The 22,475-nt window shown below is 51.3% G+C and carries 26 protein-coding genes; 10 read left to right on the top strand and 16 right to left on the bottom strand.

The annotated features are described in order from the left end of the window. Position 1 precedes the first annotated feature (1 nt). Complete coding sequence (thiS, locus tag OLM33_02385; GenBank protein ID MCW1712526.1) at positions 2-199, top strand: sulfur carrier protein ThiS; 198 nt, start codon at positions 2-4, stop codon at positions 197-199. Positions 200-334: 135 nt separating this feature from the next. Next, positions 335-952: a LysE family translocator gene (locus tag OLM33_02380; GenBank protein MCW1712525.1), complete on the top strand. Its 618-nt coding sequence runs from the start codon at positions 335-337 to the stop codon at positions 950-952. Here the strand turns inward: OLM33_02380 and OLM33_02375 are convergent. After that, a complete protein-coding gene (locus tag OLM33_02375; protein MCW1712524.1) occupies positions 942-1,469 on the bottom strand; it encodes a QueT transporter family protein in 528 nt (175 codons plus the stop codon). The genes OLM33_02380 and OLM33_02375 overlap by 11 nt on opposite strands. 103 nt (positions 1,470-1,572) lie before the next feature. Between OLM33_02375 and OLM33_02370 the strand changes: the two genes are divergently transcribed. The 3 genes from OLM33_02370 (at position 1,573) to OLM33_02360 (ending at position 3,467) form a co-directional block, all read left to right on the top strand. Then, positions 1,573-2,571 carry an NAD(P)-dependent glycerol-3-phosphate dehydrogenase gene (locus OLM33_02370; protein ID MCW1712523.1) on the top strand — a complete coding sequence of 333 codons (999 nt, stop codon included), beginning with the start codon at positions 1,573-1,575 and terminating at the stop codon, positions 2,569-2,571. 237 nt (positions 2,572-2,808) lie between these two features. Then, positions 2,809-3,138 (top strand): type II toxin-antitoxin system Phd/YefM family antitoxin, encoded by a 330-nt coding sequence (locus OLM33_02365; GenBank protein MCW1712522.1) that lies wholly within the window; start codon positions 2,809-2,811, stop codon positions 3,136-3,138. Then, a complete protein-coding gene (locus OLM33_02360) occupies positions 3,135-3,467 on the top strand; it encodes a type II toxin-antitoxin system RelE/ParE family toxin (protein MCW1712521.1) in 333 nt (110 codons plus the stop codon). The genes OLM33_02365 and OLM33_02360 overlap by 4 nt, the downstream gene beginning before the upstream one ends. 262 nt (positions 3,468-3,729) lie before the next feature. On the opposite strand, the gene radA is transcribed toward OLM33_02360, so the two are convergent. Next, positions 3,730-5,076 carry a DNA repair protein RadA gene (radA, locus tag OLM33_02355; protein MCW1712520.1) on the bottom strand — a complete coding sequence of 449 codons (1,347 nt, stop codon included), beginning with the start codon at positions 5,074-5,076 and terminating at the stop codon, positions 3,730-3,732. 118 nt (positions 5,077-5,194) lie between these two features. Between radA and OLM33_02350 the strand changes: the two genes are divergently transcribed. Continuing rightward, entirely contained in the window at positions 5,195-6,583 is a 1,389-nt protein-coding gene (locus OLM33_02350) for a sodium:solute symporter family protein (protein ID MCW1712519.1), read from the top strand. A 63-nt stretch (positions 6,584-6,646) separates the two neighbouring features. Here the strand turns inward: OLM33_02350 and OLM33_02345 are convergent, their stop codons facing one another. Both OLM33_02345 and OLM33_02340 read right to left on the bottom strand, forming a co-directional pair. Continuing rightward, positions 6,647-7,144 carry an adenosine-specific kinase gene (locus tag OLM33_02345; protein ID MCW1712518.1) on the bottom strand — a complete coding sequence of 166 codons (498 nt, stop codon included), beginning with the start codon at positions 7,142-7,144 and terminating at the stop codon, positions 6,647-6,649. Between the two features lie 159 nt (positions 7,145-7,303). Next, a complete protein-coding gene (locus OLM33_02340; protein MCW1712517.1) occupies positions 7,304-7,735 on the bottom strand; it encodes an OmpH family outer membrane protein in 432 nt (143 codons plus the stop codon). Positions 7,736-7,878: 143 nt separating this feature from the next. Here OLM33_02340 and OLM33_02335 point away from each other — a divergent pair, with 143 nt between their 5' ends. Continuing rightward, entirely contained in the window at positions 7,879-8,094 is a 216-nt protein-coding gene (locus OLM33_02335; GenBank protein MCW1712516.1) for a DUF3343 domain-containing protein, read from the top strand. 5 nt (positions 8,095-8,099) lie between these two features. On the opposite strand, the gene OLM33_02330 is transcribed toward OLM33_02335, so the two are convergent. Together OLM33_02330 and OLM33_02325 are read right to left on the bottom strand one after the other, a co-directional pair. Continuing rightward, positions 8,100-8,384: a hypothetical protein gene (locus tag OLM33_02330; GenBank protein MCW1712515.1), complete on the bottom strand. Its 285-nt coding sequence runs from the start codon at positions 8,382-8,384 to the stop codon at positions 8,100-8,102. A 26-nt stretch (positions 8,385-8,410) separates the two neighbouring features. Beyond that, positions 8,411-9,730 carry a chloride channel protein gene (locus OLM33_02325; GenBank protein MCW1712514.1) on the bottom strand — a complete coding sequence of 440 codons (1,320 nt, stop codon included), beginning with the start codon at positions 9,728-9,730 and terminating at the stop codon, positions 8,411-8,413. 133 nt (positions 9,731-9,863) lie between these two features. Here OLM33_02325 and OLM33_02320 point away from each other — a divergent pair, with 133 nt between their 5' ends. Further along, positions 9,864-10,433, top strand: coding sequence for a hypothetical protein (locus tag OLM33_02320; GenBank protein MCW1712513.1), 570 nt, complete (start codon positions 9,864-9,866; stop codon positions 10,431-10,433). 51 nt (positions 10,434-10,484) lie between these two features. Here OLM33_02320 and OLM33_02315 read toward each other — a convergent pair whose 3' ends face one another. The 3 genes from OLM33_02315 to OLM33_02305 all read right to left on the bottom strand — a co-directional run bounded on the left by OLM33_02315 (position 10,485) and on the right by OLM33_02305 (position 13,275). Next, positions 10,485-10,709 carry a hypothetical protein gene (locus OLM33_02315; protein MCW1712512.1) on the bottom strand — a complete coding sequence of 75 codons (225 nt, stop codon included), beginning with the start codon at positions 10,707-10,709 and terminating at the stop codon, positions 10,485-10,487. Positions 10,710-10,781: 72 nt separating this feature from the next. Continuing rightward, positions 10,782-12,623: an aldehyde ferredoxin oxidoreductase family protein gene (locus OLM33_02310; GenBank protein MCW1712511.1), complete on the bottom strand. Its 1,842-nt coding sequence runs from the start codon at positions 12,621-12,623 to the stop codon at positions 10,782-10,784. Position 12,624: 1 nt separating this feature from the next. After that, the gene (locus OLM33_02305; protein ID MCW1712510.1) at positions 12,625-13,275 is read right to left on the bottom strand and encodes a lactate utilization protein; all 651 of its coding nucleotides are present in this window, start codon (positions 13,273-13,275) and stop codon (positions 12,625-12,627) included. Positions 13,276-13,387: 112 nt separating this feature from the next. On the opposite strand from OLM33_02305, the gene OLM33_02300 reads away from it, so the two are divergent. Both OLM33_02300 and panF read left to right on the top strand, forming a co-directional pair. Next, on the top strand, positions 13,388-13,660 hold the full coding sequence (locus OLM33_02300) for a YhdT family protein (protein ID MCW1712509.1): 273 nt from the start codon (positions 13,388-13,390) through the stop codon (positions 13,658-13,660). Continuing rightward, positions 13,653-15,131, top strand: coding sequence for a sodium/pantothenate symporter (gene panF / locus OLM33_02295; GenBank protein MCW1712508.1), 1,479 nt, complete (start codon positions 13,653-13,655; stop codon positions 15,129-15,131). Before OLM33_02300 ends, panF begins: the two co-directional genes overlap by 8 nt. A gap of 66 nt (positions 15,132-15,197) precedes the next feature. Here panF and OLM33_02290 read toward each other — a convergent pair whose 3' ends face one another. The 7 genes from OLM33_02290 to OLM33_02260 form a co-directional block, all read right to left on the bottom strand. Beyond that, the gene (locus tag OLM33_02290; protein MCW1712507.1) at positions 15,198-16,979 is read right to left on the bottom strand and encodes an ATP-binding protein; all 1,782 of its coding nucleotides are present in this window, start codon (positions 16,977-16,979) and stop codon (positions 15,198-15,200) included. Continuing rightward, a complete protein-coding gene (locus OLM33_02285) occupies positions 16,972-17,676 on the bottom strand; it encodes a response regulator transcription factor (GenBank protein MCW1712506.1) in 705 nt (234 codons plus the stop codon). Before OLM33_02285 ends, OLM33_02290 begins: the two co-directional genes overlap by 8 nt. Positions 17,677-17,687: 11 nt before the next feature. Beyond that, positions 17,688-18,377, bottom strand: a complete 690-nt coding sequence (gene phoU / locus OLM33_02280; GenBank protein ID MCW1712505.1) for a phosphate signaling complex protein PhoU — start codon at positions 18,375-18,377, stop codon at positions 17,688-17,690. A 477-nt stretch (positions 18,378-18,854) separates the two neighbouring features. Continuing rightward, positions 18,855-19,625: a phosphate ABC transporter ATP-binding protein PstB gene (gene pstB, locus OLM33_02275; protein MCW1712504.1), complete on the bottom strand. Its 771-nt coding sequence runs from the start codon at positions 19,623-19,625 to the stop codon at positions 18,855-18,857. Position 19,626: 1 nt separating this feature from the next. Continuing rightward, positions 19,627-20,493, bottom strand: coding sequence for a phosphate ABC transporter permease PstA (pstA, locus tag OLM33_02270; GenBank protein ID MCW1712503.1), 867 nt, complete (start codon positions 20,491-20,493; stop codon positions 19,627-19,629). A 3-nt stretch (positions 20,494-20,496) separates the two neighbouring features. Continuing rightward, positions 20,497-21,393, bottom strand: coding sequence for a phosphate ABC transporter permease subunit PstC (pstC, locus tag OLM33_02265; GenBank protein MCW1712502.1), 897 nt, complete (start codon positions 21,391-21,393; stop codon positions 20,497-20,499). Between the two features lie 185 nt (positions 21,394-21,578). Further along, complete coding sequence (locus tag OLM33_02260) at positions 21,579-22,406, bottom strand: phosphate ABC transporter substrate-binding protein (protein ID MCW1712501.1); 828 nt, start codon at positions 22,404-22,406, stop codon at positions 21,579-21,581. Positions 22,407-22,475: the final 69 nt, after the last annotated feature.

Here is a 22,475-nt window from a genome sequence, read left to right as displayed (position 1 = left end):
AATGATAACAGTAAACGGGAACCGGTCAGAGTGGGAAGAGGGTCTCACTGTCGAGAAGCTCCTGGCAAGGGAGAACTACACTTTCAGGATGATCTCCGTGTGGATCAATGACCATCCGGTCGAAAAGAAGGAATATCCCACACGGCTGATCCCCAATGAAGCAAAGGTCCAGGTCATACACAACATCAGCGGAGGTTGATCCCGTTTGATTTTCAAAAAGGGAGGCTGAGCATATTCAGCCTCCCTTTTTCACATTAAAAATAAAATTTTTACGCTTAGTTTTGTGCAGATCATTAACAAAATATTTTTTGTTCCTTCGAAGGGAAGCAGCCAGATGCACAGATACATATGGAGAGGGTTCAGGTTTGGGGCGCTCCTGCAGATAGCGGTCGGCCCTGTCTGCCTCTTTATCTTCCAGACCGCGGCTTCGTCAGGTTTTTTTGCGGCAGAAGCAGCTGTACTCGCCGTAACTCTGGCGGATTCGCTCTATGTCGCGGCTGCCCTTCTCGGGGCAGGGACGATCATAGAAAAGAACAGGCCGGCCCGAAGCATATTCAGGTACCTTGGCGCGGCAGTTATCATTCTCTTTGGGATATCTTCGATACTCGGAGCCTTCGGCGTGAACATCCTCCCGGGTATAGGGGGAATGACAGAGACAAGTTCTGAAAGCGCCTTTATCAACGCGCTTCTGCTGACCCTTTCCAGCCCCCTCACAATAGTATTCTGGGCAGGCATCTTTTCTGCCAAAGCGGCAAGCGGAGAGATGGACAGAAACGAAGTATCCTATTTCGCTGTCGGAGCGATACTTTCGACCCTTGTATTCATGTCATTTACTGCGGCGGCGGGAGTCCTTACAGGAAGTTTCCTGCCGGGATCCCTTATAGCGGCGCTTAATGCCGCTGTCGGAGCTGTGTTGGTCTTTTTCGGGATAAGGACAGCTTTCAGGGGTTAGCCCTGTTCTTCTTTTTTTCTACCGTTACCCACTTTTTGATCTTCCTTCGGGCGAGCATCTCCCTGTCAAAGATCTCCGTGCGGGATGCGATCAGCAAGCAAAGGGGTACCCCAATGCAGAAACATATGACTGCCTGGCTTATGCCGATGTAGAGGATCGAATAGACAACGGGTGTATCTGTGATCAGACCCAGGTATGTACCCACAGCCAGCGCATTTATCAGCACAGGCGGAAGTGCGGCAAGCCAGATATTGGTCATTTTATATGTAAGCCATGCTGCCGCAAGTGTAGCTGTGCTTCCAATCACTATGTCTATCAGGCCAAAACCACCCGCAATATTTGAGAGGAAACAGCCGATAAAAAGTCCCGGTATCGCCTCGGGCATAAAAAAGGGAAGCAGGGTCAGCGCCTCAGCCACCCTGAACTGGACCGGGCCGAAGGAAAGAGGTGAAAGGGCGACCGTAAGCGCTGCGTACAATGCCGCGATCATTCCTGAAATGGCTGTTTTTCTTATCATTGCAAAAACTCCCGGAAGAGAAAGAATGTTGGTATTATAACCCGCTTAAGGCTATAATGGCCACGAACTGTCCAAAAATGATCGATAACGGAGGTACCTTCAAATGAAAATAACCATGTTGGGCGCAGGGAGTTTCGGAACGGGAATGTCAAAGCACCTTGCTGACCTTGGCAACGATATCCTCATGTGGACAATAGACAAAGAGCAGGCTGACTCCATCAACAGCACAGGGAGAAACACCTTTTGCTTTCAGGACACGGTACTGCCTGACAATATAAAATGCACGCTCGATATGGACGAGGCACTGAGCTTTTCTGACCGCGTCATAATGGCGATACCGACCCAGTTTGAGAGAGAGGTCTGCCGGAAGGTCGCTGCTGCAACAGGTAAAAAGAACTTACACATGCTGAACCTGGCAAAAGGCATTGAGATCAGCACAGGATATCTGCTGCATAAAGTACACGAAGAGGAATCACCCGACAACATTTATTCAGCCCTTTCAGGACCGAGCCACGCGGAAGAGGTACTCATAGGCTGCCCCACCGCCGTCGCCCTTGCCTCCTTTAAGGAAGGCGAGGCAGAAAGCTGGCAGAAGATCCTGACCGGCAACAACTTCCGTGTCTACACGTCAGATGACGTGGTGGGACTTGAAGTCGGGGGCGCAACAAAGAACATATATGCCGTGGCCGCAGGGATCTCAAAGGCAATGAAACTTGGCGACAACGCACTTGCCGCGATCGCATGCAGAGGTCTTGCAGAGATCATGAGGTTCGGCAAAAAACTGGGGGCCGATCCCATGACACTCTCGGGGCTCGCCGGGGTAGGCGACCTGATGGTTACCTGCTACAGCATGCATTCAAGGAACTTCAGGCTTGGACTGGCAGTTGGAAGCGGCAAGACATTCGATGAGGCGGCGAAAGAACTGGGACAGGTCGCAGAGGGAGCATATACCGTAAGGGCCGTGGTCGAAAACAGCAAGAAGTTCGATGTGGAGATGCCGCTTGCGGAAGGAGTCTACCGGATACTTTACGGCGGAGAGTCTCCCGAACTTATAATGAGAGAACTCTTCGCACGTCCCCTCAAAGCCGAACAGCTTTTCTAAATACTACGGCTGAGCAATGGCTGAGCGTGGCGAGCGGTTGCACAGCCGTCGTTAAAGGCAGCGGCATTGACCACGCCGCAATTCCCCGCCCCTGCCCTTGGCCCCTACAACCTCAGCTATTGCTCAGCAATTGCTCAGCCGCTCTTAAACTTAGAATAACTTATATTGACATATTTATTGACAAATTTATTTATATTACTTAATATGTAACAAAATGCAGAGCAAGGATGTGTAGAAATGACCAAAACCATGAGCCCTTCATTATTTGATGACATAATATCTATCACAGAATTCAACAAAGGACGGGCAGGGAAAATTTTTGAAAGCGTCAAAACCGGCCGTCCCAAAGTAGTCTTCAAAAATAATATTCCTGAGTGTATTTTGATATCACCTGAACAATATAAAATCATGCTTGAAGATCTTGAAAATTTTCAACTTATGGCATTGTCTGAAGAGCGAATGAAGAATTATGATCCGGACAAATTAATATCCTCGGAAGAAATTAAGAGGAAATATGGGTATAACGATCAGGATCTTTCCGATACCGATGAGATCGAATTTGAATGAACTGGAAAGTATCATATCTTCCCGAAGCCAACAAAGACCTGGAAAGGCTGGATAATTCACAAAAACTTTTGGTACTCAAAGCTGTTGCTAAAGTATCGTCAAATCCAAAGTCAAAATCTGAAGGAGGCCATGGTACCCCGTTAGGGAACAGAAATACTGCAAAGCTGGCAGACCTGTTTAAAATCAAACTAAAGAGATCCGGACTTCGCATCGTTTATAAATTAGTTCGCACCAATGATGAAATGTTGATTATTATTGTCGGTGTCCGCGCTGACAATGAAGTTTACATTGAGGCTGACAGACGGATCCATAAACGCACGTCCCTTTGAGAGTTAGGCCACTGCCGGCAACGACGGTGCTTTTAAACCTCCGCGGCCTTTGGTCGCAATTCTCCGCGATGCGAAGCGAGCAAATTCCCCAGCGACGAACATCGCGAATTCTCCGCAGCCCAGAGGCTGCAAATTCCCCGCGGCATTGACCACGCCGCAAATTCCCCACCCCTGCCCTTGGCCCCTACGACCGTTTGCCTATTGCTTGCCAACCGCTTGCCTAGAGCTTGTCAGCCTTTTCGTCGCAGTTTCACAAAAGGGTTCATCCCTTAAGGAACAGCCCCAGCACATCGTTCAGCGACGATACTCTTACAGTCTCCATCGGGTAATCATCCTTCGGGCTTCTTTTGCTTATCACTGCCTTTTTAAAACCGAGCCTTGATGCCTCCTTCAGTCTCATCATCGTCCTTCCGGCAGGCCGTACCTCTCCGGCAAGCCCGACTTCGCCTATGAAGCAGACGTCAGCCGGCAGGGGGATATCTTTGAGCGTCGAGGCAAGCGAGACACATACTGCAAGGTCGGCAGCGGGGTCCCTCAGCGTCAGTCCGCCTGTTATGTTCAGGTATACATCGCTGTTCCTTGAAAATATGCCGCATCTTTTTTCAAGGACTGCGAGAAGGAGCTGGAGCCTGTTCGTTTCAAGGCCTCTTGAGGTCCGCCTGGGGTAGGGAAAGGGAGAATTGCAGGCAAGAGCCTGTATTTCCGCCGCAAGGGAGCGCGATCCCTCAAGCACCATCGCTATAGCTACGCCGGAGCTTCCCAGATCTGTACCGTCCCAGTAGAGCCTGCTCGGGTCAAGGACAGGAAAGAGCCCCTTTTCAGACATCTCAAATATCCCGAGCTCATCCGTACTTCCGAAACGGTTCTTCTCTGCCCTGAGCAGTCTGTTGGGCGAGTTCTGTTCTCCGGAGAAGAGAAGAACTACGTCGACCATGTGTTCAAGCAGTTTAGGACCGGCGATCTGGCCCTGCTTTGTAATGTGGCCGACCATGACCGTAGGTACCCGGAAGTTTTTTGCCATTTCGACCGTCATAGAGGCGACGCCTCTGACCTGGTTCGGGGAGCCGGCCCATCCGTTTTCTGCATCGGCTCTGAAGGCCTGGACGCTGTCCACGACGACAAAATCATATTTCTCCGCGGCCTTCAGCGATGACGGGAGGTCATACTCGCATAGAAGATAGAGTCCTTCAGGCATGAGGCCAAGCCTCCTGCCTCTCATCGCCAGCTGTCCCGAGGATTCCTCTCCCGATATGTAGAGGACCTTTCTTCCGCCCTGTGCCATCTGCGCGCACACCTGAAGCAGCAGGGTCGACTTGCCCACCCCCGGTTCGCCTCCGAGCAATACCACACCTCCGGGGACCCATCCTCCCCCGAGCACCCTGTCAAGTTCGGCAATCCCGGACGAAACGCGCTCCTGCTCCTCCACGTCAAGGCCTCTGAGAGGAGAAGCGGCTTTTACGTCAGGAGGTATTCCCTCCTTCGTCATGGTGATAGGGGCTTCCTCCTCCATGCTTCCCCATACGCCGCACTTTGGGCATTTGCCGACCATTGTCAGGCTCACATATCCGCATTCATTGCATTTATATCTGTTCATCTCTTTTTTTGCCATTTTTTCATCCTCCGGGTAGAGAATATCAGAGAGGCTCGAACGCCACAAGTTATATAATAGCGCTCGGACCTCAAAAGAGGTAATATATCCGCGTATTGACAAGAGACGGGGTGGAGTATTGTTTTATTTTTACCTGGCAGCCGCAGCAACTCTTGCTCTTTTCGTAGGAGCGGGAACTCTGATAGGGACCAGGGCTTCCGAGCCGAAAGATTATTCTCTCGGGGGGAGGAAGTCTTCCGCTGCCGGAGTGACAGGGATACTTCTCGGCGCACTCGTCGGAGGTGCGTCAACAGTGGGCACTGTACAGATGGCATACAGCCATGGGCTGACCGCGATATGGTTCACCCTGGGCGGCGGGGTCGGCTGCCTCCTGCTTGGGCTGAGGTTTGCCGTTCCGCTCAGAAATTCAAATGTTACTACTGTAGCCGATTATCTTGCTGAAAACTACGGCGGGAAAGAGAGCATATGCGGACGATCCATATCATTCACCGCTACCCTCTCGTCTACGATTGGCACCTTCATATCGATAGCCGCTCAGTTTCTTTCGTGCATAGCCCTGCTGAAGGGGCTCTTTCCCATCTCATCGCTTTTAGCTTCTCTCCTCGCCGGCCTTTCTATAATAGGCTTCATCGCCGCAGGGGGATTGAGAAGCTTCAGCACGCTCGGCGGGGCAAAGATAATCCTGCTCTATTTCGTCCTGCTGTCCTGCTTCGTAATGGCGATCCTGAGCGGAGGCTCTTTTGGGTACGTAGCCTCAAGGCTGTTCTTTGATCCCTGGTTTGACCCTTTCGGTAGGGGCTTTGTTCCGGAGATAGGTTACCTTGCGTCGATGATAGTTGGTGTTTTCACCACGCAGATCTACATCCAGTCGCTTGCCGCAGCCAAAGATGCCGGGACCGCGAGGAAAGGCGCCTTCGCATCGGCGATCCTGATGCCTCCTATGGGTCTTCTTGGAGCCTGGGTGGGGCTTACCGTAAGGGCGAAGGGCATTGAGATGAGGCCGGATGAAGTTCTCTCCTGGTTCATTATGGATTCTTTCCCCCCTTTCCTTGGAGGAATAATATGGGGGGGAATACTCATCACGGTTATCGGCTGTGCCTCCGGCCTGATCCTCGGAGTATCGACCAACATAGTCAAAAACCTTGTCCCTGTAAAATTCATGCGGGCGCACGGTGAAAAGGAAGTAATGATCCACAGGCTGTTCATCGGTATCATTGTCGCAGCCGCGGCACTGGCGGGGATCACGGGGGCCGGGTCGATGATACTTGAGTGGAGCTACCTAAGCATGGGGCTCAGGGGATCGGGAACATTCCTGCCCTTTGCCGCGGCTGTGATCCGTCCCGGCTCCCTCTCTCCAAAGTGGGCACTTGCCGCCTCGGTCGCCGGCCTTTCCGGCACTGTGGTCTGGGGCCTCTCTTCCCTCCCAGGGGATCCTCTCTTTCCGGGACTTGCGATATCGGCCCTCTGCGTCGTTATCGGGACCAGACACAAAAAAGTGTATATATAAAAACAAGACCGGCGATGCCCCATTGCAGGGGATGCCGGCCTTATATGCCGATACGGAAGAAAGTTATCTCTTGTACCCAATTATTTTGCGAAGCAGGTCCTTTCTCCACTCCTGACCCTTTTCATCCTCAACTCCGACTGTCTTTGATCCGTCGACAACACCTATGACCCCTCTGCCCTGTTCCGTTTCTGCAACGAGCACCTGCAGCGGGTTTGCTGTCGCCGTAAAGATACGGCAGACTTCCTGCACATTTTTTATCCTGTCAAGGACGTTGATCGGGAAAGAGTTTCTCAGAATGACAACGAATACGTGGCCTGCGTTGATCGCCCTGGCGTTTTCTATTGCCACATCCACAAGATCCTTTTTGTTGCCGTCGTGCCTTACAAGACAGTCTCCCGAAGCCTCGCAGAAAGCTATACCGAACTCTATCGCGGGAGACGATGTCACAAGAGCTTCGTAAAGGTCCTCTACCGTCTTGATGAAATGGCTCTGTCCTATTATGATGTTGCATCCCTCAGGGATGGCCACCTGCTCCATACCGATATTTACACTGCATGACATTGTCCACTACCTCCTCAGTTTCTGATATTGACAAGTATATCAAAATGTCCGTTATTTGACTCATGATCTCTCCCGGGCAGGGAGATCCGGCACATATGCAAAGCCCCGGCACGGATATTCCGCACCGGGGCTTTTGTCGATATTATAATGTTTTGGTACCTATTTCTTCTTAAGCTCAGCAATTACGTCGTCTGTGATATCCGTACCTCCGTAAAAGACGGCTCCCTTATCCACCACTACAGTGATCTTCTTTGCATTTGCTACCGTCCTTATTGCAAGGTTTATATCTTTGAAGATCGGCTCCATGAGTTTTCTTTCTTCGTTGGCAGCTTCTGTTCTTTTGTTCTGGAAGATCTGGGCTTTCTTTTTGTCGTCGGTCTCTTTTTCTATGGCCGCCTTGGCCTCTTCCTGCTTCTTGTTCGTTACATCACGGATCTGTTTCTGTATCTGCTCGAATTTGGGATGCTGGAACATTATCTTCTGAGGATCTACGCAGCCCATTACATCCTGAGCAAATGCCGCACCGGTGATGATCAATGAAAGGAAAAGCACGGCAAAGAGACTTATTGTGATTTTTTTTGCTGGAAACATTATTCCTTTACCCCCTCTGATAGTTGGACAAAATGAAACTTAATAAGTAAGTCGACTAGTGAATTTTACCTGTCAAAATAACCAGCGTCCACGTATAATTGCGGAATAACTGGTTTATAGCAAGACAGGGCGGTGAAACCACATTGGAATGCATTGCGACTTTTGATACTACACACATGGCTCTCTTCTTTGAAAAATCATGCAGGAGCCTCGGTCTTAAAGTAAAGATCATCCCCGTTCCCCGAGAGATATCTTCAAGCTGCGGCCTGGCATGCAGTTATCCCTGCGAAGACGAAGAAAGGGTAAGGACCGTCGCCGCCGAAAAGGGCATCGAGGTCTTTGAATATCACAGGCTCTGATATATCTACTCCTCCATATCGTCAGGAGGAGTCCCGTCTTTGAAGTACTTGTGCCAGAAGAGGGCAGTGAGCCCCCTCCAGAGAAGATAACCCGCTGAAGTCACGGCGACGCTGACCCAGATAAGGTCCGCCAGGCTCAGTCCACTCCGCCTGAGCTCGGCTTCTCCGCTTTGCCTGATCTCAGCGGATCCGGGGCCAAACCATTTCCATGCCCAGAACATGAGAAATAGCGCTGCGATAACTGTCAGGATGTTGTTGATCGTTTTTTTGGGTATCCTTTCCGGATCCATAAAAATATCGCCTCTCTTCAGACACTTTATTTTCTTTTGATTATCCTGTTGTATATCTTTTCCAGGTGGAAACGAATGATCCTCCCGTATGACACTCCTTCAAAACGGCCGGTGATCTTTGTTTTGCCGTCGACGCTGCGCCTGACGAAGGTTCTTGCCTTAGGCCTCAGCATCACCTGACTCGGGTAGAGGCTCCTGTGTCCCGCCACGACGTATGATACCGCGCATACAAGCCCGGCGAAAGGAGCTATCGAAGCCCCGAAGAGTTCCATGGCAAGTATCGTGGATGCTATGGGGGTGTTCGTCGATCCTGCGAGTACCCCGGCAAGACCAAGGGCACTTGCGACCGAAGGGTCAAGGCCGAAAAGATTTCCAAAGAGCGAACCTGCCGCAGCGCCCACAAAGAGCGTTGGGGTCAGCACCCCGCCGCTTCCTCCGCACGAAAGGGTGACCGCCATGGCAAAGGATTTGAGCGCAAAGGCCGCTATCGGCACATCATATCCCCTTATAGCCTGGTCGACCGTATCCATTCCCAGACCAAGATATCGGGTCCCGAAGAAGGCGCTGAGCACAAGGAGGATCGCACCGCCGAGAAGCGGTTTCTGCCAGTCCGGGATATTCAGTGACTTGAATTTTTTATCGACCGCATGGAGGCATTCTATGTGGAAAACTGAGATGATGCCGAAAAAGATCCCCGCAAAGAGTGACCAGCCTATCAGGCCGGGAGCAAGGACCGGAACATTGACCGCAAACGCCGGAAGATGTCCCGCTCCGAGGTGGGATGCGACAAAGCATGATACTATCCCGCTTATGAAGGAGGGAAGAAGTACATCGTAGAACATCTGGCCGACAAAGAGGACCTCTACGCCAAATACCGCACCGGTGATGGGAGTCCCGAAAACCGCTGAAAACCCAGCCGAAATGCCGCAGATAACGAGTTTTTTCCTGTCTGATTCATCCAGCCTGAAAATTTTGGAAATGCCGTACATCAAGCCTGCGCCGATCTGTGCACACGGCCCCTCCTTACCTGCCGAACCTCCTGCGGCAATGGTAACGATCGTTGCTATCAGCTTTACGGGAACTACCTTTAAATCGATTATTCCCGCCCTCCTGTGAACGGCATCAATGACCTTTTCTGTCCCGTGACCTGCAGCTTCAGGGGCAAACGTACGGACAAAATAGAGGCTGAACAGAAGGGCAGGAAATATAAGAAAGTATCTCCATGCGCTGAAGGAAGATACGTATCCGATCGCCATGTCGAGAGCCAAGAGAAAGCCTGCCGCTGTTGCTCCTACGACCGCACCGGCCATTACTGCAAAGAAAGTCCACTTGAAAAGGGAGCTCATCAGTAATATTTGCTCCCTTAATACTTTTGTATCCATTTTCATCACCGTCGTCCATTCTACCACTTTATCCGTTTCTTTCAGGCTTATTTGAATGTACCGTAAGACCCCTCCATCCATAGGGTATAATCTTCACATGATGAATGAGAACGGGTCATCCACACTTCATAAGATAATGGCAGGCATTTTTGGGCTGATCTTCGCAGCCTCACTGATCTTTATGGGCTACAGGGTCTATACAAAACCTGCCTATGAGGCGCATGAGAAGGAACAGACAAGGATACTCGCGGTTTCTGCGGTCACGCTCCTTGCCGAAAGGACTGCAATGGAACCGAGCATTTGGGAGAATTTCAGCGACATCGACACAGAGTTGATGATAGATCACATGAAGATAAGGGGAAACTGGGCAGTTAAAGTATTTATCGTAAAAAAAGACGGCTATGTCGAAGTCACATCCTCAGTGACCTCCGGGTGGAATTCAAGGAGCCCACAGTCTGCAGAGTACCGGGCCCAAGTATACCGCGACGGAAGAACGGTTTTTGTGGGGGAAGGATCGGCCGTAACGCCCGAAGGCAAGACAGAACCGCTGGGAAAGATCCACACTTTCAGGTTTCCCGACGAGATGAAAAAAGTCCCTGTCCAGATAACCGCAGAGGAATATCTTCTCACAGATGCCGAAGGCAGGGAGTTTCTGATACTGAAATGACCGGCATGGTCGGATAATGTTCCAGGCCGTCCGAATGACCTCAGACGATCATCAGCCGCTTGCGGCCATCGGGTATATCTCAATAACATCTGACTCGGAAAGTGTATAGTCCCAGGACTTCGCCCTGCCGTTGACCACCGCGAGGATATCCTCCTCTTTTCCAAGACCTGAACGGAGCACATAATCCCTTATGCTCTCTCCTATTTTCGGCATCGGAAGTGAGGAGATATCTGTCCCGTATATTTCAGCATATTCCGGCCTGACCTTCAGCTTCATTTATCCTGCCCGCTCCTCATAATAAAATGGCCGGAAGGTCAAAAGAGACTCCGGCCAACATAAAGATATTCCTTAAAAATATTTCTGATCCAGCCCGAGCCTTTCCACCGTCTCCCGTTTAGGTATCCCGTCACGGTCCCAGCCGCGTATCTCATAATATTCGTCGAGCATAGGCTCAAGGACAGGGGTATAGTTACCCGTTCCTTCGTCATTCCTCGGTGTTGTGAGTATCCTTTCGGGAAGGCCATCCTCCTTACGGGAGAGGCCAAGGCGTACGTTATAGAGCCTTTTCAGGTTGAATATCCTCTCTCCGGCCAAAGCCATCTCTTTGACGGACGTCTTTATGCCTGTGACCGCTTCATACCATTCGCAGATCTCAGTGACATTGACTCCGCCGTAAATCGTAAACTTGCACATCTTGAGGGAGTCCATCAACCCCATCAGGTTCTGCGCGTGGAAGTTGATCATCCCCTCGCCGCCCTCTGTGTACCTTGGGCGGGGCTTTTCGTAGCCGAACTCGGGCATGACCGCGGTCTTCTCAAAGAAGTATGTTGCTCCCGTAAGGTGGCATGCGCCCCTGTTGCTGGTAGCATAGCCGACCGCCATCGTGCTGAAGCAGCGGGGATCATGCGCCGGAAGCGTCAGTCCTTTGACATGTATCGCGAACTTATCAGATCCGGGTATCATTTTTGTCATGCCCGCGACTCCGAGACCGAGAAGTTTTCCAGCCCCCTCACCCATGCATATTTTCCCGGTCAGGGCAACAAGGGCTTCCGCGCTTCCCCACTCTGCACTGATGCCGTCAAGATCCTCTGCCGTGAGCAGTCCGTGTTCAAAGCACTCCATTGTCATCGCGACCGCGCTTCCAGCCTCTATCGTGTCTACGCCGTGCCTGTTGCAGAGGTCCGCTGCGTAGGTAATGGCTTCCATGTCGTTGACCAGGCATGATCCGCCCATAATTCCCAGTGTCTCGTACTCAGGGCCGGCTCCCCTGACACCCGCCCATCTGCCGTCTGCTATCTCCACATCACGGCCGCATCCGATCGGGCAGGACGCGCAGTAATAATTTTTCTTGAGTATCGTATCAGCCATGACCTGTCCTGTTATCTTCTCGGCATCGGGCCAGTTTCCCCTTCGCCAGTTCTGGACCGGCAGATCTCCCATCTTTTCGGCTGCGGCAGTTCCCCCGGCTGTACCGAGCAGGTGGATGCCCTTTGTCTTTTCAACGATGATCGGGACCATTTTTTTCTGCTGTGCCATCAGCCTTTCAGGGTCTGCGATCTCCGGCTCCCTGTTTCCGATAACCGCCACGGCCTTTAGTTTCTTCGATCCCATAACGGCTCCAAATCCGCACCTTCCGCTCATTCTGGCGTTTGCACCGTCATGGCCTATACATGATATAGGCACCAGTCTCTCGCCCGCTGCTCCTATACACGACGTCTCACATGAAGGTCCGAATCTTTCCTTCATTTGTTCGTCTGTATGGAAGGTGTCCTTTCCCCACAGGTCCCCTGCGGGTTCTATGGCCACTTTATCGTCCTTGATAACAATGATGACAGGTGTGTCAGACATCCCTCTGACGATAAGTCCGTCCCATCCTGAACGTTTCAGCGTTGTTCCAAACCTGCCGCCGGCATCGCTCTCGCCGAATATCCCTGTAAGCGGCGATCTGGAGGTTATCTGGTGGCGGCCTGAAGTCGGTACCTTTGTCCCTGCAAATGGTCCGGTCATCCATATTATCGGGTTATCCGGACCGAGGGGGTCTGTATCAGGTCCTGTGATGTCAAACAACAGTCTGGCGCCTATACCGCTTCCGCCAAGGTAATCCCTGTACAGCTTTTCATCAGGAGTTATTTCAGTTATGGTGCTGTCGGACAGGTCTATTGAAAGGATCCTGCCCCAATATCCCTTCATGCTAGTACCCCAGTTCTTCGCCCACTATTATCACATGGCATTCCCTTCCAAAGGGAGGGCGTTCCATCATAGTGACTATTCTGCAGACCCTCTCTGTGCTGTTGCAGTTTACGCAGTGGCCGACGGATGCACAGGGAGCCTTACCGTTCAAACGTATGACATTCGGCGGGGTCGCACTGTCACGGACCCTTTTAAGAGCAGTCGGAATATCTGTGGTGATCTTGTTTATCCCTACGATATAGAGCAGCTTGCCCGGAGCCCATGCCATTGCGCCCACCCTGTTGCCCGTTCCGTCGATATTCACAAATACGCCCTCATCGGCAGTCAGGGCGTTGGTACTCGTTACGAACCAGTCCGAGGATAGTTCCTCCAAAAACCTTGCGGCTTTTCCTTCCGGCTTGAGGTCAGGATCCCAGTGGACGGAAACCTTCGACCCCCTCTTCTTAAGTTCGTCTATCAGGCCTATCTGCCTCACGGTAACGGTTCCCGGCACTCCTACGGAGGCTCCTTCGGGGATCAGTCCCAGAGCAGCCTTTAACGCATCTTCCTTGTTTTTTACGAACCAGGCACAGTACCCCAGGCTGTTCAGTTTTTTGCAGACAGTCTCTCCAAGTTTTTCATATCCTTTAGTTTTAGCTTCATTCAGATCCACGGCTTTCACTCCTTCATGGCATTTTGACATTGATCAATATGCTACAATCATACAGTTTTTGCATTTAGAGGTCTATACTTATCTTGGCGATCAAAGACGGGGAGGACTGACATTGAAAGACTCAGCTATTCAAAAAAACGTAAAAAAAGAGACTTTGATAGTTCTTGGCCTGTATCTGCTCTTTTTTGCATGGTGGTATGTGACAGCTTACGGATTTGGGGACGATCCCTCGGAGTACGGTTATGTTTTCGGTTTTCCGGAGTGGTTCTTCTACAGCTGCATTGTCGGATATGTGGGCATTTCGTCGCTTCTTTGGGTATGTGTCAGGTACTTCTTCACTGAGATAGACCTCGAGGAAGGCGAGGAGGCCGGTAAAGATGACTGACCGTACAGGAATGATATTTCCGCTTGTCATCTATCTCGCCTTCATAATGGGGATAGCATTCTGGGGAAATGCCAGATCAAGAAAAAAAACTGACACCGCCGGATTCATGGAGGAATATTTCATCGGCAGCAGATCGATGGGCGGGTTCGTACTCGCAATGGCGGTCATTACGACCTACATAAGCGCAAGCAGCTTCGTAGGCGGCCCAGGAATAGCATACAAAGTGGGGCTTGGATGGATACTGCTCTCAATGATACAGGTCCCTACGGCATTCCTGACCCTGGGGGTGCTGGGAAAAAGGTTCGCCCTGATAGCCAGGAGGACAAAGGCCGTTACTATAACTGACTTCCTGAGGGCCCGTTACAGCAGTGACTGTGTCGTGATCGCAGCCTCGGTGGCGCTGCTCGTCTTCTTCATGGCATCGATGCTGGCCCAGTTCATAGGCGGAGCAAGGCTCTTTGAGTCGATAACGGGGTACTCTTACCGGACAGGTCTGATCATATTCGGCATAACGGTAATAATTTACACGACCATAGGAGGTTTCAGGGCAGTTGTCCTCACAGACACTATCCAGGGCATCATGATGCTTCTGGCATCCGTTGCGCTGCTCTTTGCCGTCACTTCGGCGGGAGGAGGGGTGGCGAACATCATGGACACCCTCAGGTCGATCGACCCTGACCTTCTGACTCCAGGGGGAGCCGGAAATTCCATCCCAAAGCCCTTTATCCTGTCATTCTGGGTGCTTGTCGGATTCGGGATACTGGGACTTCCCCAGACGACACAGAAGTGTCTCGGATACAAAGATTCAAAGTCGATGCACAACGCAATGGTGATAGGCACTTTCGCCGTAGGTTTCACAATGCTTGCAATGCACCTGATAGGCGCGATGGGGAGGGCAGTCATCCCGGGGATCGAGATCGGCGATCTGGCAGTGCCGACGCTTACCGTAAAACTGATGTCGCCCTTCTGGGCAGGTGTTTTCATAGCCGGCCCGCTTGCCGCGATAATGTCCACCGTCGACTCGATGCTCATCATGTGCTCGGCCGCAATAGTCAAGGACCTATATTTCCACTACGTGGCAAAGAACGACCCTGACCGCCTGCCTCCTTCGAAGGTAAAGTCAATGAGCTTTACAGTGACCTGTGTGGTCGGGACGATCGTATTCTTTGCTGCGATGAAGCCCCCCTCCCTGCTTGTATGGATAAACCTCTTCGCATTCGGCGGCCTGGAGGCAGTATTTTTCTGCCCTACGATCTTCGGGCTCTACTGGAAGAGAGCAAACTCTACCGGTGCGATACTCTCAATGATCACAGGCTGCGCGGCCTTTTTCTGGTTCAACATTACAAAGACCAGCATAGCCGGAACAACAGCCATAGTACCTACACTGCTGATCTCTGTAATTGTATTTGTCATAGGGAGTTATCTCGGAAAAGGGGAAAAGCCTGAAGTTCTTGAAATTTTTGACCTTTAGGCTTCAGTTCTATACAAGGTAAAAGGCAAAAACGAAGAGAGAGCATGATGGCTCTCTCTTCGTTTGTTATATTTCTTCGTTGCCTGTCAGTTCTGTCTTTGGCAGTGTCATTATGAAAGATGCTCCTCCAAGAGAAGATCTGCCCAACTCAAGCGAGCCGCCCTCGCGTTCCGAGATCTTCCTGGAGATAGAGAGCCCAAGACCGTATCCCCCTGCAGAGCTTCGGCTTCTGGCACGGTGTGAGTCTCCCCTTCTGAATCTTTCAAAGATTATATCCCTATCTTCTTCAGTTACTCCCGGGCCGTTGTCATCCACAAGTATATGAATATGATGATCATCTTCTTTAACTGTAATTTCGACTCTTCCCTCCGTCTCCCGGGAAGATGAGACATACTTTACACCGTTTTCGACCAGATTGAAAAGAGCCCTTCGAAGGTCTCCGTATACTGTTCTGACCGTAATGTCTTCTTCCGGCAGGATTGCCTTTATCTCTATCTTCCTGCTCGCTGGAAGCTCTTTTACGTCAGATATTATGTCGCGGACTATCTCTTTAAGATCTACTTCTTCTCTTCTGTTTCCCTGAGGATCAACATCAAGTTTCACCAACAGGAGAAGATCCTCAACAAGACCGCTTATCCGTTCCTGCTGGCGTATCATACTGTCAACGGCCTTAATATCCTCAATATCTGTCAGAGAGTCGCCTGATTTCAGAAGTTCAAGCCCCGTTCTAATTACTGTCAGCGGAGTCTGGAACTCATGACCCGCATCTATAAAGAATTCCCGCCTGGCCTCATCCAGCTTGATCTTATCCGTCAGGTCCTCAAGAACGATCATCCTGCCGCGTGTAAGTGTAAGCGTCGACATTTCGATCTTTGAGCCTCCGCTGCGGGATAGGCTTATCATCCTTCTTCCGTCTCCTTCATCAAGCATGCTGCACATCTCATCGGAAGGAAGGATCACTTCTATGGAGAGACCTCTCGCAGGCTCGTTGCCAGCCCTTCCGCATATCTTTGAAGCGGCACTGTTCATGTAACGGATTTTTCTAGCCTCATCGATGAGGATCACGCCGACAGGGAGCGCACCAACAAGCAGAGAGAGTTCCTCTTTCCTTTCCTGCGCCTCTTTGACGCTGAGCTTAAGGGAATCTGACATCGAATTCAACGCGTTAGAGAGGTTTTGTATCTGAGGATCGTTTGTTATAGGGAACCTTGCTGTTCCTCCGGCCGCTATCGTCTGTGCAGATTCGCTCAGCAGATCAAGCGGCTTTGTTACGAAACGGAGCATCAGATATGAACCTAACAATACGAAGAAAAGCATGATCTCCAGTGAATAGAGGAATGGTTTTGCCATGGATAGAGCAAGGCTGTTCAGCTCTTCAAGCGGGTAGGACAGCCTTATGACCATTCCCTGGGCCGGAGTTCCGGGGATGATCACCCTTTTAGCCATGTAATTCTGCCACTCAGACTGAGTCTTGCTGTATCTCAGCTCGGACCCACTGCCGTCCTCAAAAGCCTTTATTATCTCAGGCCTTTTGTAGTGGTTGTCCATCTCATTGGGATCGCTCTTGCTGTCTATCACGACTTCTCCCATCGTGTTGATGACGGTGAGCCTGCCCTCGGGATATGTTTTTTCCCAGAAGGCCTGCACTTCCCTGATGCCCTCTATGCCCCTGCCTTCTCCCTCAGCGGCAAAGAGGCCAAGGTAGCGGGAAAGGACCTCCCTGTTCTCTTCGATCACTTCCCTGCGTTCGTTCCTGTAAATAAATCCCCAGACTGCAATGCCTATGAAGACGACAGAGATCGTAAGCAGCAGGGCCATTTTTTTTCTTAGGGTCATCTTTTTAAACATGTTCCTGCTCATCCTCCCATGAAAGCCTGTATCCGCGGCCCCTAAGCGTCTGGATGGCAAGATGCGGTTTCACACCGTCATCAAGCTTTTTTCTCAGCCTTGAGATGTGCACGTCGACAGTCCTGGTATCCTCTCCGCCGATGCCCCATATCTTCTTCAATATTTCCTCCCTTGAAAGGGTCCGCCCCATCCTTCCCACCATGAGCTCCAGTATCTCAAACTCCATGGGGCTTATGTCAAGAAGGGTCCCTCGCAGAAAGACCTCGCGCTCTTCCCTGTCTATCCTAAGGCCGCCCTCTTCAACGATCCTGCTCATTTCGTCGTCTTTTTTCCTTCTGAGAAGGACCCTTACGCGGGCCAGAAGTTCGTCCAGACTGAAAGGTTTTCTCATGTAGTCGTCTGCGCCCAGGTCAAGGCCCTGGACTGCATCGTCTGCGGAACTCCTCGCAGTGAGCATGATTATCGGAATGTCCTTTGTCGCGGGGTCTGATTTTGCCCTCCTGCAGACCTCCCAGCCGTCCATAAGGGGCATCATCAGATCAAGGATGACAAGGTCGGGAAGCTCCTCTCCGATCAGGAAGAGGGCATTGTCTCCGTCGTATGCCGCTATGACCCTGTAACCGTGCTTTTTCAAGGCCCTTCCGATAAACTCTACAAGGCTTTCCTCGTCATCTGCGATGAGAATTTTTTCAGCCATGGGGCTTCCTCCTATATATCCCGTTTTCTCCTGTGCTGGGAGGCCTTGACCGTCTTTCCCGTGTACATGTATGCGATCCTCTCAGCCACGTTCGTTACATGGTCGCCTGCCCGCTCAAGTGTACGGGATACGTTCATGAGCTGAAGCGACTGTTCGATCCTCTCAGGCTTTTCCATGACCATCAGGAAAAGTTCCCTCATTATCTGTTTTTCAAGGTCATCGACCTGATCATCCATCGGGAAGACCTCTATCGCCTTTTCGGCTGACCCGGTATCAATAGCGGTCATCGCCGTATCGAGCATCCTCCTGATGCATTCTACCATGCGCGGGATGTCTATCAGCGGCTTTATCGGAGTTTTGGAGGCCAGGTCTATGGCAGTTTTGGCTATGTTGCCGCCGTAGTCCCCTATCCTCTCAAGGTCCACAGCCATATGCATTATCGAAGTAACGGTCCTCAGGTCTTCGCCAAGCGGCTGATAGCGGGCTGCAAACTCCATGCATGCTTCGTCGATCTTGTCTTCAAGATCATCTATAAGGTCGTCCTTTTCAAGGACCTCGCGGGCAGACGCCTCATCCCTGTTTTTCAGTGCCCAGACTGCGTTTTCAAGAGCTTCGCCAGACATTCTGGCCATCCTGAAGACCATTCTTTTAAGCTCGGAAAGGTCCTCGTCGAGCCTCTTTCTTGTGTTTATTGAATCCATTTTTATACCCCCCCTTAATTGTGAAGCTGCGAACTATTAAATGCGGCTGAGCAATTGCTGAGCGGTGGCTGAGCAGTCGCTGAGCGATCGTAAAGATTTAGAGCTTGTCAAACGATCGTCAAACAGTTGTCAAACAATGGTCAAACGATCGTTAAAATCAAGGTTCTTGCCCTTTTTCGTCGTCCCCGAGCGCTTGCATCAGGAGAATGCCGTTTTCTTCTAAGGAAACATTCAAAAACTCCTTAGCATTCGAACTATTTCGAGTGCGTTTCGAGATCGGGGATCCAGTGACTCTAGATCTTTACTATTACTAGCTTTTTAGGCCTAAACAAAAGCCTCTGGATCCCCGTTTAGAAGCGTCCGGGAACGACTGTGCTTTTGGTTCTCACGATCGCTTGCCCGCCTCTGCCCTTGATCCTCACAATCGCTAAGCTATTGCTCAGCAACCGCTCAGCCATTGCTCAGCCGTCTTTTACTCTAGCCGAACCTTCCCGAGATGTAGTCCTCGGTCCTCTTGTCCGAGGGAGATGTGAATATCTTCGCTGTCCGGTCGTATTCTATGAGATCCCCCAGAAGGAAGAAGGCTGTATAGTCTGATACACGGGCGGCCTGCTGCATGTTGTGCGTGACTATGGCAACTGTGTAATCTCCCTTGAGCTCCCTTATAAGTTCTTCCACCCTGGCGGTCGACATTGGGTCCAGCGCGCTCGTGGGTTCATCCATGAGGAGCACCTCCGGCTGGGTGGCTATCGCCCTCGCTATGCAGAGCCTCTGCTGCTGCCCGCCCGAAAGGCCTGTTCCCGGAGATGAGAGCTTGTCTTTCACCTCATCCCATAGTGCGGCGCCCTTCAGGCTTTTTTCAACAGTCTCGTCAAGAGTATTCTTGTCCTTTATGCCGTTCAGCCTCGGACCGTAGGCTACGTTTTCATATATCGACATTGGGAAAGGATTCGGTTTCTGGAAGACCATCCCCACTCTGCGCCTCAGCGCTATAACATCGGTATCCGGAGAGAGGATGTTTTCTCCCTCGATCTCTATCCTGCCAGTTATCCTGGCCGACGGTATGAAGTCATTCATCCTGTTCAGGCATCTGAGATAACTGCTCTTGCCGCAGCCCGAGGGGCCTATGAATGCTGCTACGGTCCTGCGCCCGATGTCAAATGTGATGTTTTTCAGCACCCGGTTATCCCCGTAGTAGAGGTCAAGGTCTGTCGTCTTTATCTGGGGATCAAAGTTTGTGGTGTTCATATTATTGCCTCCCGCTTCTGGCCGCAAGGCGTGATCTCGCCAAGACGCCGACCGCACTGGTCCCGAGGACAAGTCCTATAAGCACAAGGATCGCTCCGTACTGTATAGGCCTGGTAGCCTCAAGGTCAGTAGATGCCGTAGCCAGTACATATATGTGATAGGGCAGCGCCATGACCTGATCAAAAATGCTCTTTGCCACTTCAGGTGCAAAGAATGCCGCTCCCGTGAACATGATAGGAGCCGTCTCCCCCGCCACCCTTCCTATTGAAAGTATCGTTCCTGTAATTATAGTTGAAGCCGCCGAGGGCAGGACCACCTTCAGTATCGTCTGGCATTTTGTCGCTCCGAGTGCGTAGGACGCGTCCCTGTAATCCTGAGGAACAGCCAAGAAAGCCTGTTCTGATACCGTAACTATAAGCGGCAGGGAAAGGCATCCAAGGGTCAGTCCGGCGGAGAGCAAACTCGATCCGAAATTCAGAAAGACTACGAAGAGGGAGAGTCCGAAGAGTCCGTATATTACAGAGGGGACTCCGGCAAGACACCTTATGGACACCCTTAATATCCTGGAGAGCCAGTCATCCTTTGAATACTCGGCAAAGTAGAGTCCCGTCATAATGCCTATCGGGAGAGCCGCTGCCATAGAGACAATGACAAGCTGAATTGTCCCCACAAGAGGGGTCATTATTCCTCCCGCGGTCATTCCGTCCCTTGGAGCTTCTATAAGGAAGTCGAGCGAGAGCATCTGCCAACCCTCCTTAAAGAGGAATGCCGCCATCCCTCCTATGACAAGGACAAGGGAAAGGGCAGCTATACAGAAGAGGCCGGTCATGGTCCGGTCCTTTATCCTTCGGGAAACATTTCTGTCCATCTTCTATCTCTTCCTCCTTTCGATGTAAAAAGAGGTCAGGTTTATTGCAAGCGTTACAGCAAGAAGTATGAGGCCGGCAAAAAAGAGCGCGTGATAATGGGTGCTCCCTACAGGGGTCTCCCCCATCTCGGCAGCTATGGTGGCCGTGAGCGGCCTGACCGGATCTGTCAGCATAAGGGGGATGATCGCGGCTCCGCCCGCTGCCATCAGGACGACCATCGTCTCACCGAGAGCCCTCATAACGCCCAAAAGTGAGGCAGCCGTTATTCCGGATAGTGCGTGCGGAATTACCACCCTGCGTACCGTCTCCCATCTTGTAGCCCCCAGGGCATAAGAGGCGTCCCTCAGTTCCCTGGGTACCGAAGAGAGAGCTTCCTCTGAGAGCGAGGCGACAACCGGGATAACGAGGAATCCGAGCAGTATCGAGGCATTCAGGAGATTCAGACCGGAGGCTATATTGAGGGTCTCCTGCATCCATGGAGCCAGCACCATCATGCCAAGAAATCCAAGCACTATAGAGGGCAGGAATCCAAGCAGTTCCATTAGCACCTTGAAAATACTCCTCAGCCTCCTCGGCGCTATCTCGGCCGTGAAGATCGCCAGTGCTATCGCTATGGGAAGGGCGATCAGGCTTGAAAGCAGCGTCGCTGAAAGAGTCCCCGCTATAAGGGGAAGCATCCCCAGTGCAGGCGGCTCTTCCACCGGATACCAGTCCCGGCTCAGAAATATCTCCGAAATGGACGACTCCTTCAGGACCGGCATTCCATTTACTATCAAAAATCCAAGGATAAAGAGCATTATCAGGATCCCGATCATGGAAACTGAGCGGACAAGATACGCAATGATCCTGTCCCCCCTGCCCCCAAAACCACTGAGAATTTTCTTCTGCCGCTCTTTCATGTTTTTTTTCCTCTCTGATTGTTCATCTTTACGCGGCCATGCGTTTATTTTGTTTCGGTTGCTTTAGAACAGTCAAACGATTGCTGAGCAACCGCTCAGCAATTGCTCAGCCGCATTTTGGTCGCAGCTTCACAGCGGGAGGTTCGTCTGCCATTTTCTCAGACGAACTTCCCGCCGGCCTTTTTCTATTTCATTTCCTGAAGGGAGACGAAGCCTGTGCTGTTTACTATCTTCTGCCCTGCCGGGCTCTGCATGTAGTTGATGAAGTCGAGGACATCGCCCTCGGGCCATCCGTTGGTGAACATGTAGAGGTAGCGTGCGAGGGGGTATTTCCCGCTTCTTGCGCCTGCCGCGGTTCCGGCGATCCCGTCAACCGCAAGGGCTTTGACCGACTTGCTTACGTAACCCATACCCTCGTATCCGATAGCATTCTTGTTCTGCGCCACCGCAGTCATCATTGCTCCGCTGGAGGCAGTTACCTGTGCTTTGGGTGTGATCCTTGTCTTTTCGCCCTTGTCCATTATCATTTCCTGCCAGGTGCCATATGTTCCGGAGCTTGTATCACGTCCTATCACAACTATGGGAGCGTCGCTTCCGCCTACCTGTTTCCAGTTGGTGACCTTACCGGAGTAGATGTCCTTAAGCTGGGCCTTTGTCAGTGACTTGACTGGGTTTGATGGGTGGACGACCGGCACAAGGCAGTCAAGGGCGACTGCGAAGGGCACGGGGTAGACCTTTTTGTCCATGCATGATTTGATTTCCGAATCCTTTATGAATCTAGATGCATTCGCGATCTGGGCGCTGCCGTCCGCAAGGGACTTGAAACCGTTGCCGGTTCCAGTCCCGGAGACTGAGAACTTAACGTCGGGGTTCTGCTTTGAGAATTGCTCCGCCGCGGCCTGTCCGAAGGGAAGGACCGTAGTTGATCCATCCATTACTATCTGCCCCGCAAAGGCGCTTGCCGAGAATGCCATCACCGCTGCCAACACTGCTGCAAAAATTATTTTTCTCATTATTTATTCCTCCTCTTATCTATGTTGTATGAAGTATATTCCGAGAAGGTTAATACTATCTTTACACTA

This window comes from Synergistaceae bacterium DZ-S4 (assembly GCA_025943965.1).
Classification (GTDB): Bacteria; Synergistota; Synergistia; order Synergistales; family Synergistaceae; genus Caenicola; species Caenicola nitritireducens.
Note: the sequence above shows the minus strand (reverse complement) of the source record. Positions and strands in the feature narration are given on the sequence as shown.

Excerpts from the sequence above, each read along its gene's own strand:
- pstB (MCW1712504.1), bottom strand. The coding sequence starts at position 19,625 with ATGAACACCACAAACTTTGATCCCCAGATAAAGACGACAGACCTTGAC.
- OLM33_02345 (MCW1712518.1), bottom strand. The coding sequence starts at position 7,144 with ATGTCATGCAGTGTAAATATCGGTATGGAGCAGGTGGCCATCCCTGAG.
- OLM33_02325 (MCW1712514.1), bottom strand. The coding sequence starts at position 9,730 with ATGAGCTCCCTTTTCAAGTGGACTTTCTTTGCAGTAATGGCCGGTGCG.
- OLM33_02320 (MCW1712513.1), top strand. The coding sequence starts at position 9,864 with ATGATGAATGAGAACGGGTCATCCACACTTCATAAGATAATGGCAGGC.
- phoU (MCW1712505.1), bottom strand. The coding sequence starts at position 18,377 with ATGGATTCAATAAACACAAGAAAGAGGCTCGACGAGGACCTTTCCGAG.
- OLM33_02260 (MCW1712501.1), bottom strand. The coding sequence starts at position 22,406 with ATGAGAAAAATAATTTTTGCAGCAGTGTTGGCAGCGGTGATGGCATTC.
- radA (MCW1712520.1), bottom strand. The coding sequence starts at position 5,076 with ATGGCAAAAAAAGAGATGAACAGATATAAATGCAATGAATGCGGATAT.
- panF (MCW1712508.1), top strand. The coding sequence starts at position 13,653 with ATGACTGACCGTACAGGAATGATATTTCCGCTTGTCATCTATCTCGCC.
- OLM33_02330 (MCW1712515.1), bottom strand. The coding sequence starts at position 8,384 with ATGGATCCGGAAAGGATACCCAAAAAAACGATCAACAACATCCTGACA.
- OLM33_02365 (MCW1712522.1), top strand. The coding sequence starts at position 2,809 with ATGACCAAAACCATGAGCCCTTCATTATTTGATGACATAATATCTATC.
- OLM33_02315 (MCW1712512.1), bottom strand. The coding sequence starts at position 10,709 with ATGAAGCTGAAGGTCAGGCCGGAATATGCTGAAATATACGGGACAGAT.
- OLM33_02375 (MCW1712524.1), bottom strand. The coding sequence starts at position 1,469 with ATGATAAGAAAAACAGCCATTTCAGGAATGATCGCGGCATTGTACGCA.
- OLM33_02380 (MCW1712525.1), top strand. The coding sequence starts at position 335 with ATGCACAGATACATATGGAGAGGGTTCAGGTTTGGGGCGCTCCTGCAG.
- OLM33_02370 (MCW1712523.1), top strand. The coding sequence starts at position 1,573 with ATGAAAATAACCATGTTGGGCGCAGGGAGTTTCGGAACGGGAATGTCA.
- OLM33_02290 (MCW1712507.1), bottom strand. The coding sequence starts at position 16,979 with ATGTTTAAAAAGATGACCCTAAGAAAAAAAATGGCCCTGCTGCTTACG.
- pstC (MCW1712502.1), bottom strand. The coding sequence starts at position 21,393 with ATGAAAGAGCGGCAGAAGAAAATTCTCAGTGGTTTTGGGGGCAGGGGG.
- thiS (MCW1712526.1), top strand. The coding sequence starts at position 2 with ATGATAACAGTAAACGGGAACCGGTCAGAGTGGGAAGAGGGTCTCACT.
- OLM33_02340 (MCW1712517.1), bottom strand. The coding sequence starts at position 7,735 with ATGTTTCCAGCAAAAAAAATCACAATAAGTCTCTTTGCCGTGCTTTTC.
- OLM33_02285 (MCW1712506.1), bottom strand. The coding sequence starts at position 17,676 with ATGGCTGAAAAAATTCTCATCGCAGATGACGAGGAAAGCCTTGTAGAG.
- pstA (MCW1712503.1), bottom strand. The coding sequence starts at position 20,493 with ATGGACAGAAATGTTTCCCGAAGGATAAAGGACCGGACCATGACCGGC.
- OLM33_02310 (MCW1712511.1), bottom strand. The coding sequence starts at position 12,623 with ATGAAGGGATATTGGGGCAGGATCCTTTCAATAGACCTGTCCGACAGC.
- OLM33_02360 (MCW1712521.1), top strand. The coding sequence starts at position 3,135 with ATGAACTGGAAAGTATCATATCTTCCCGAAGCCAACAAAGACCTGGAA.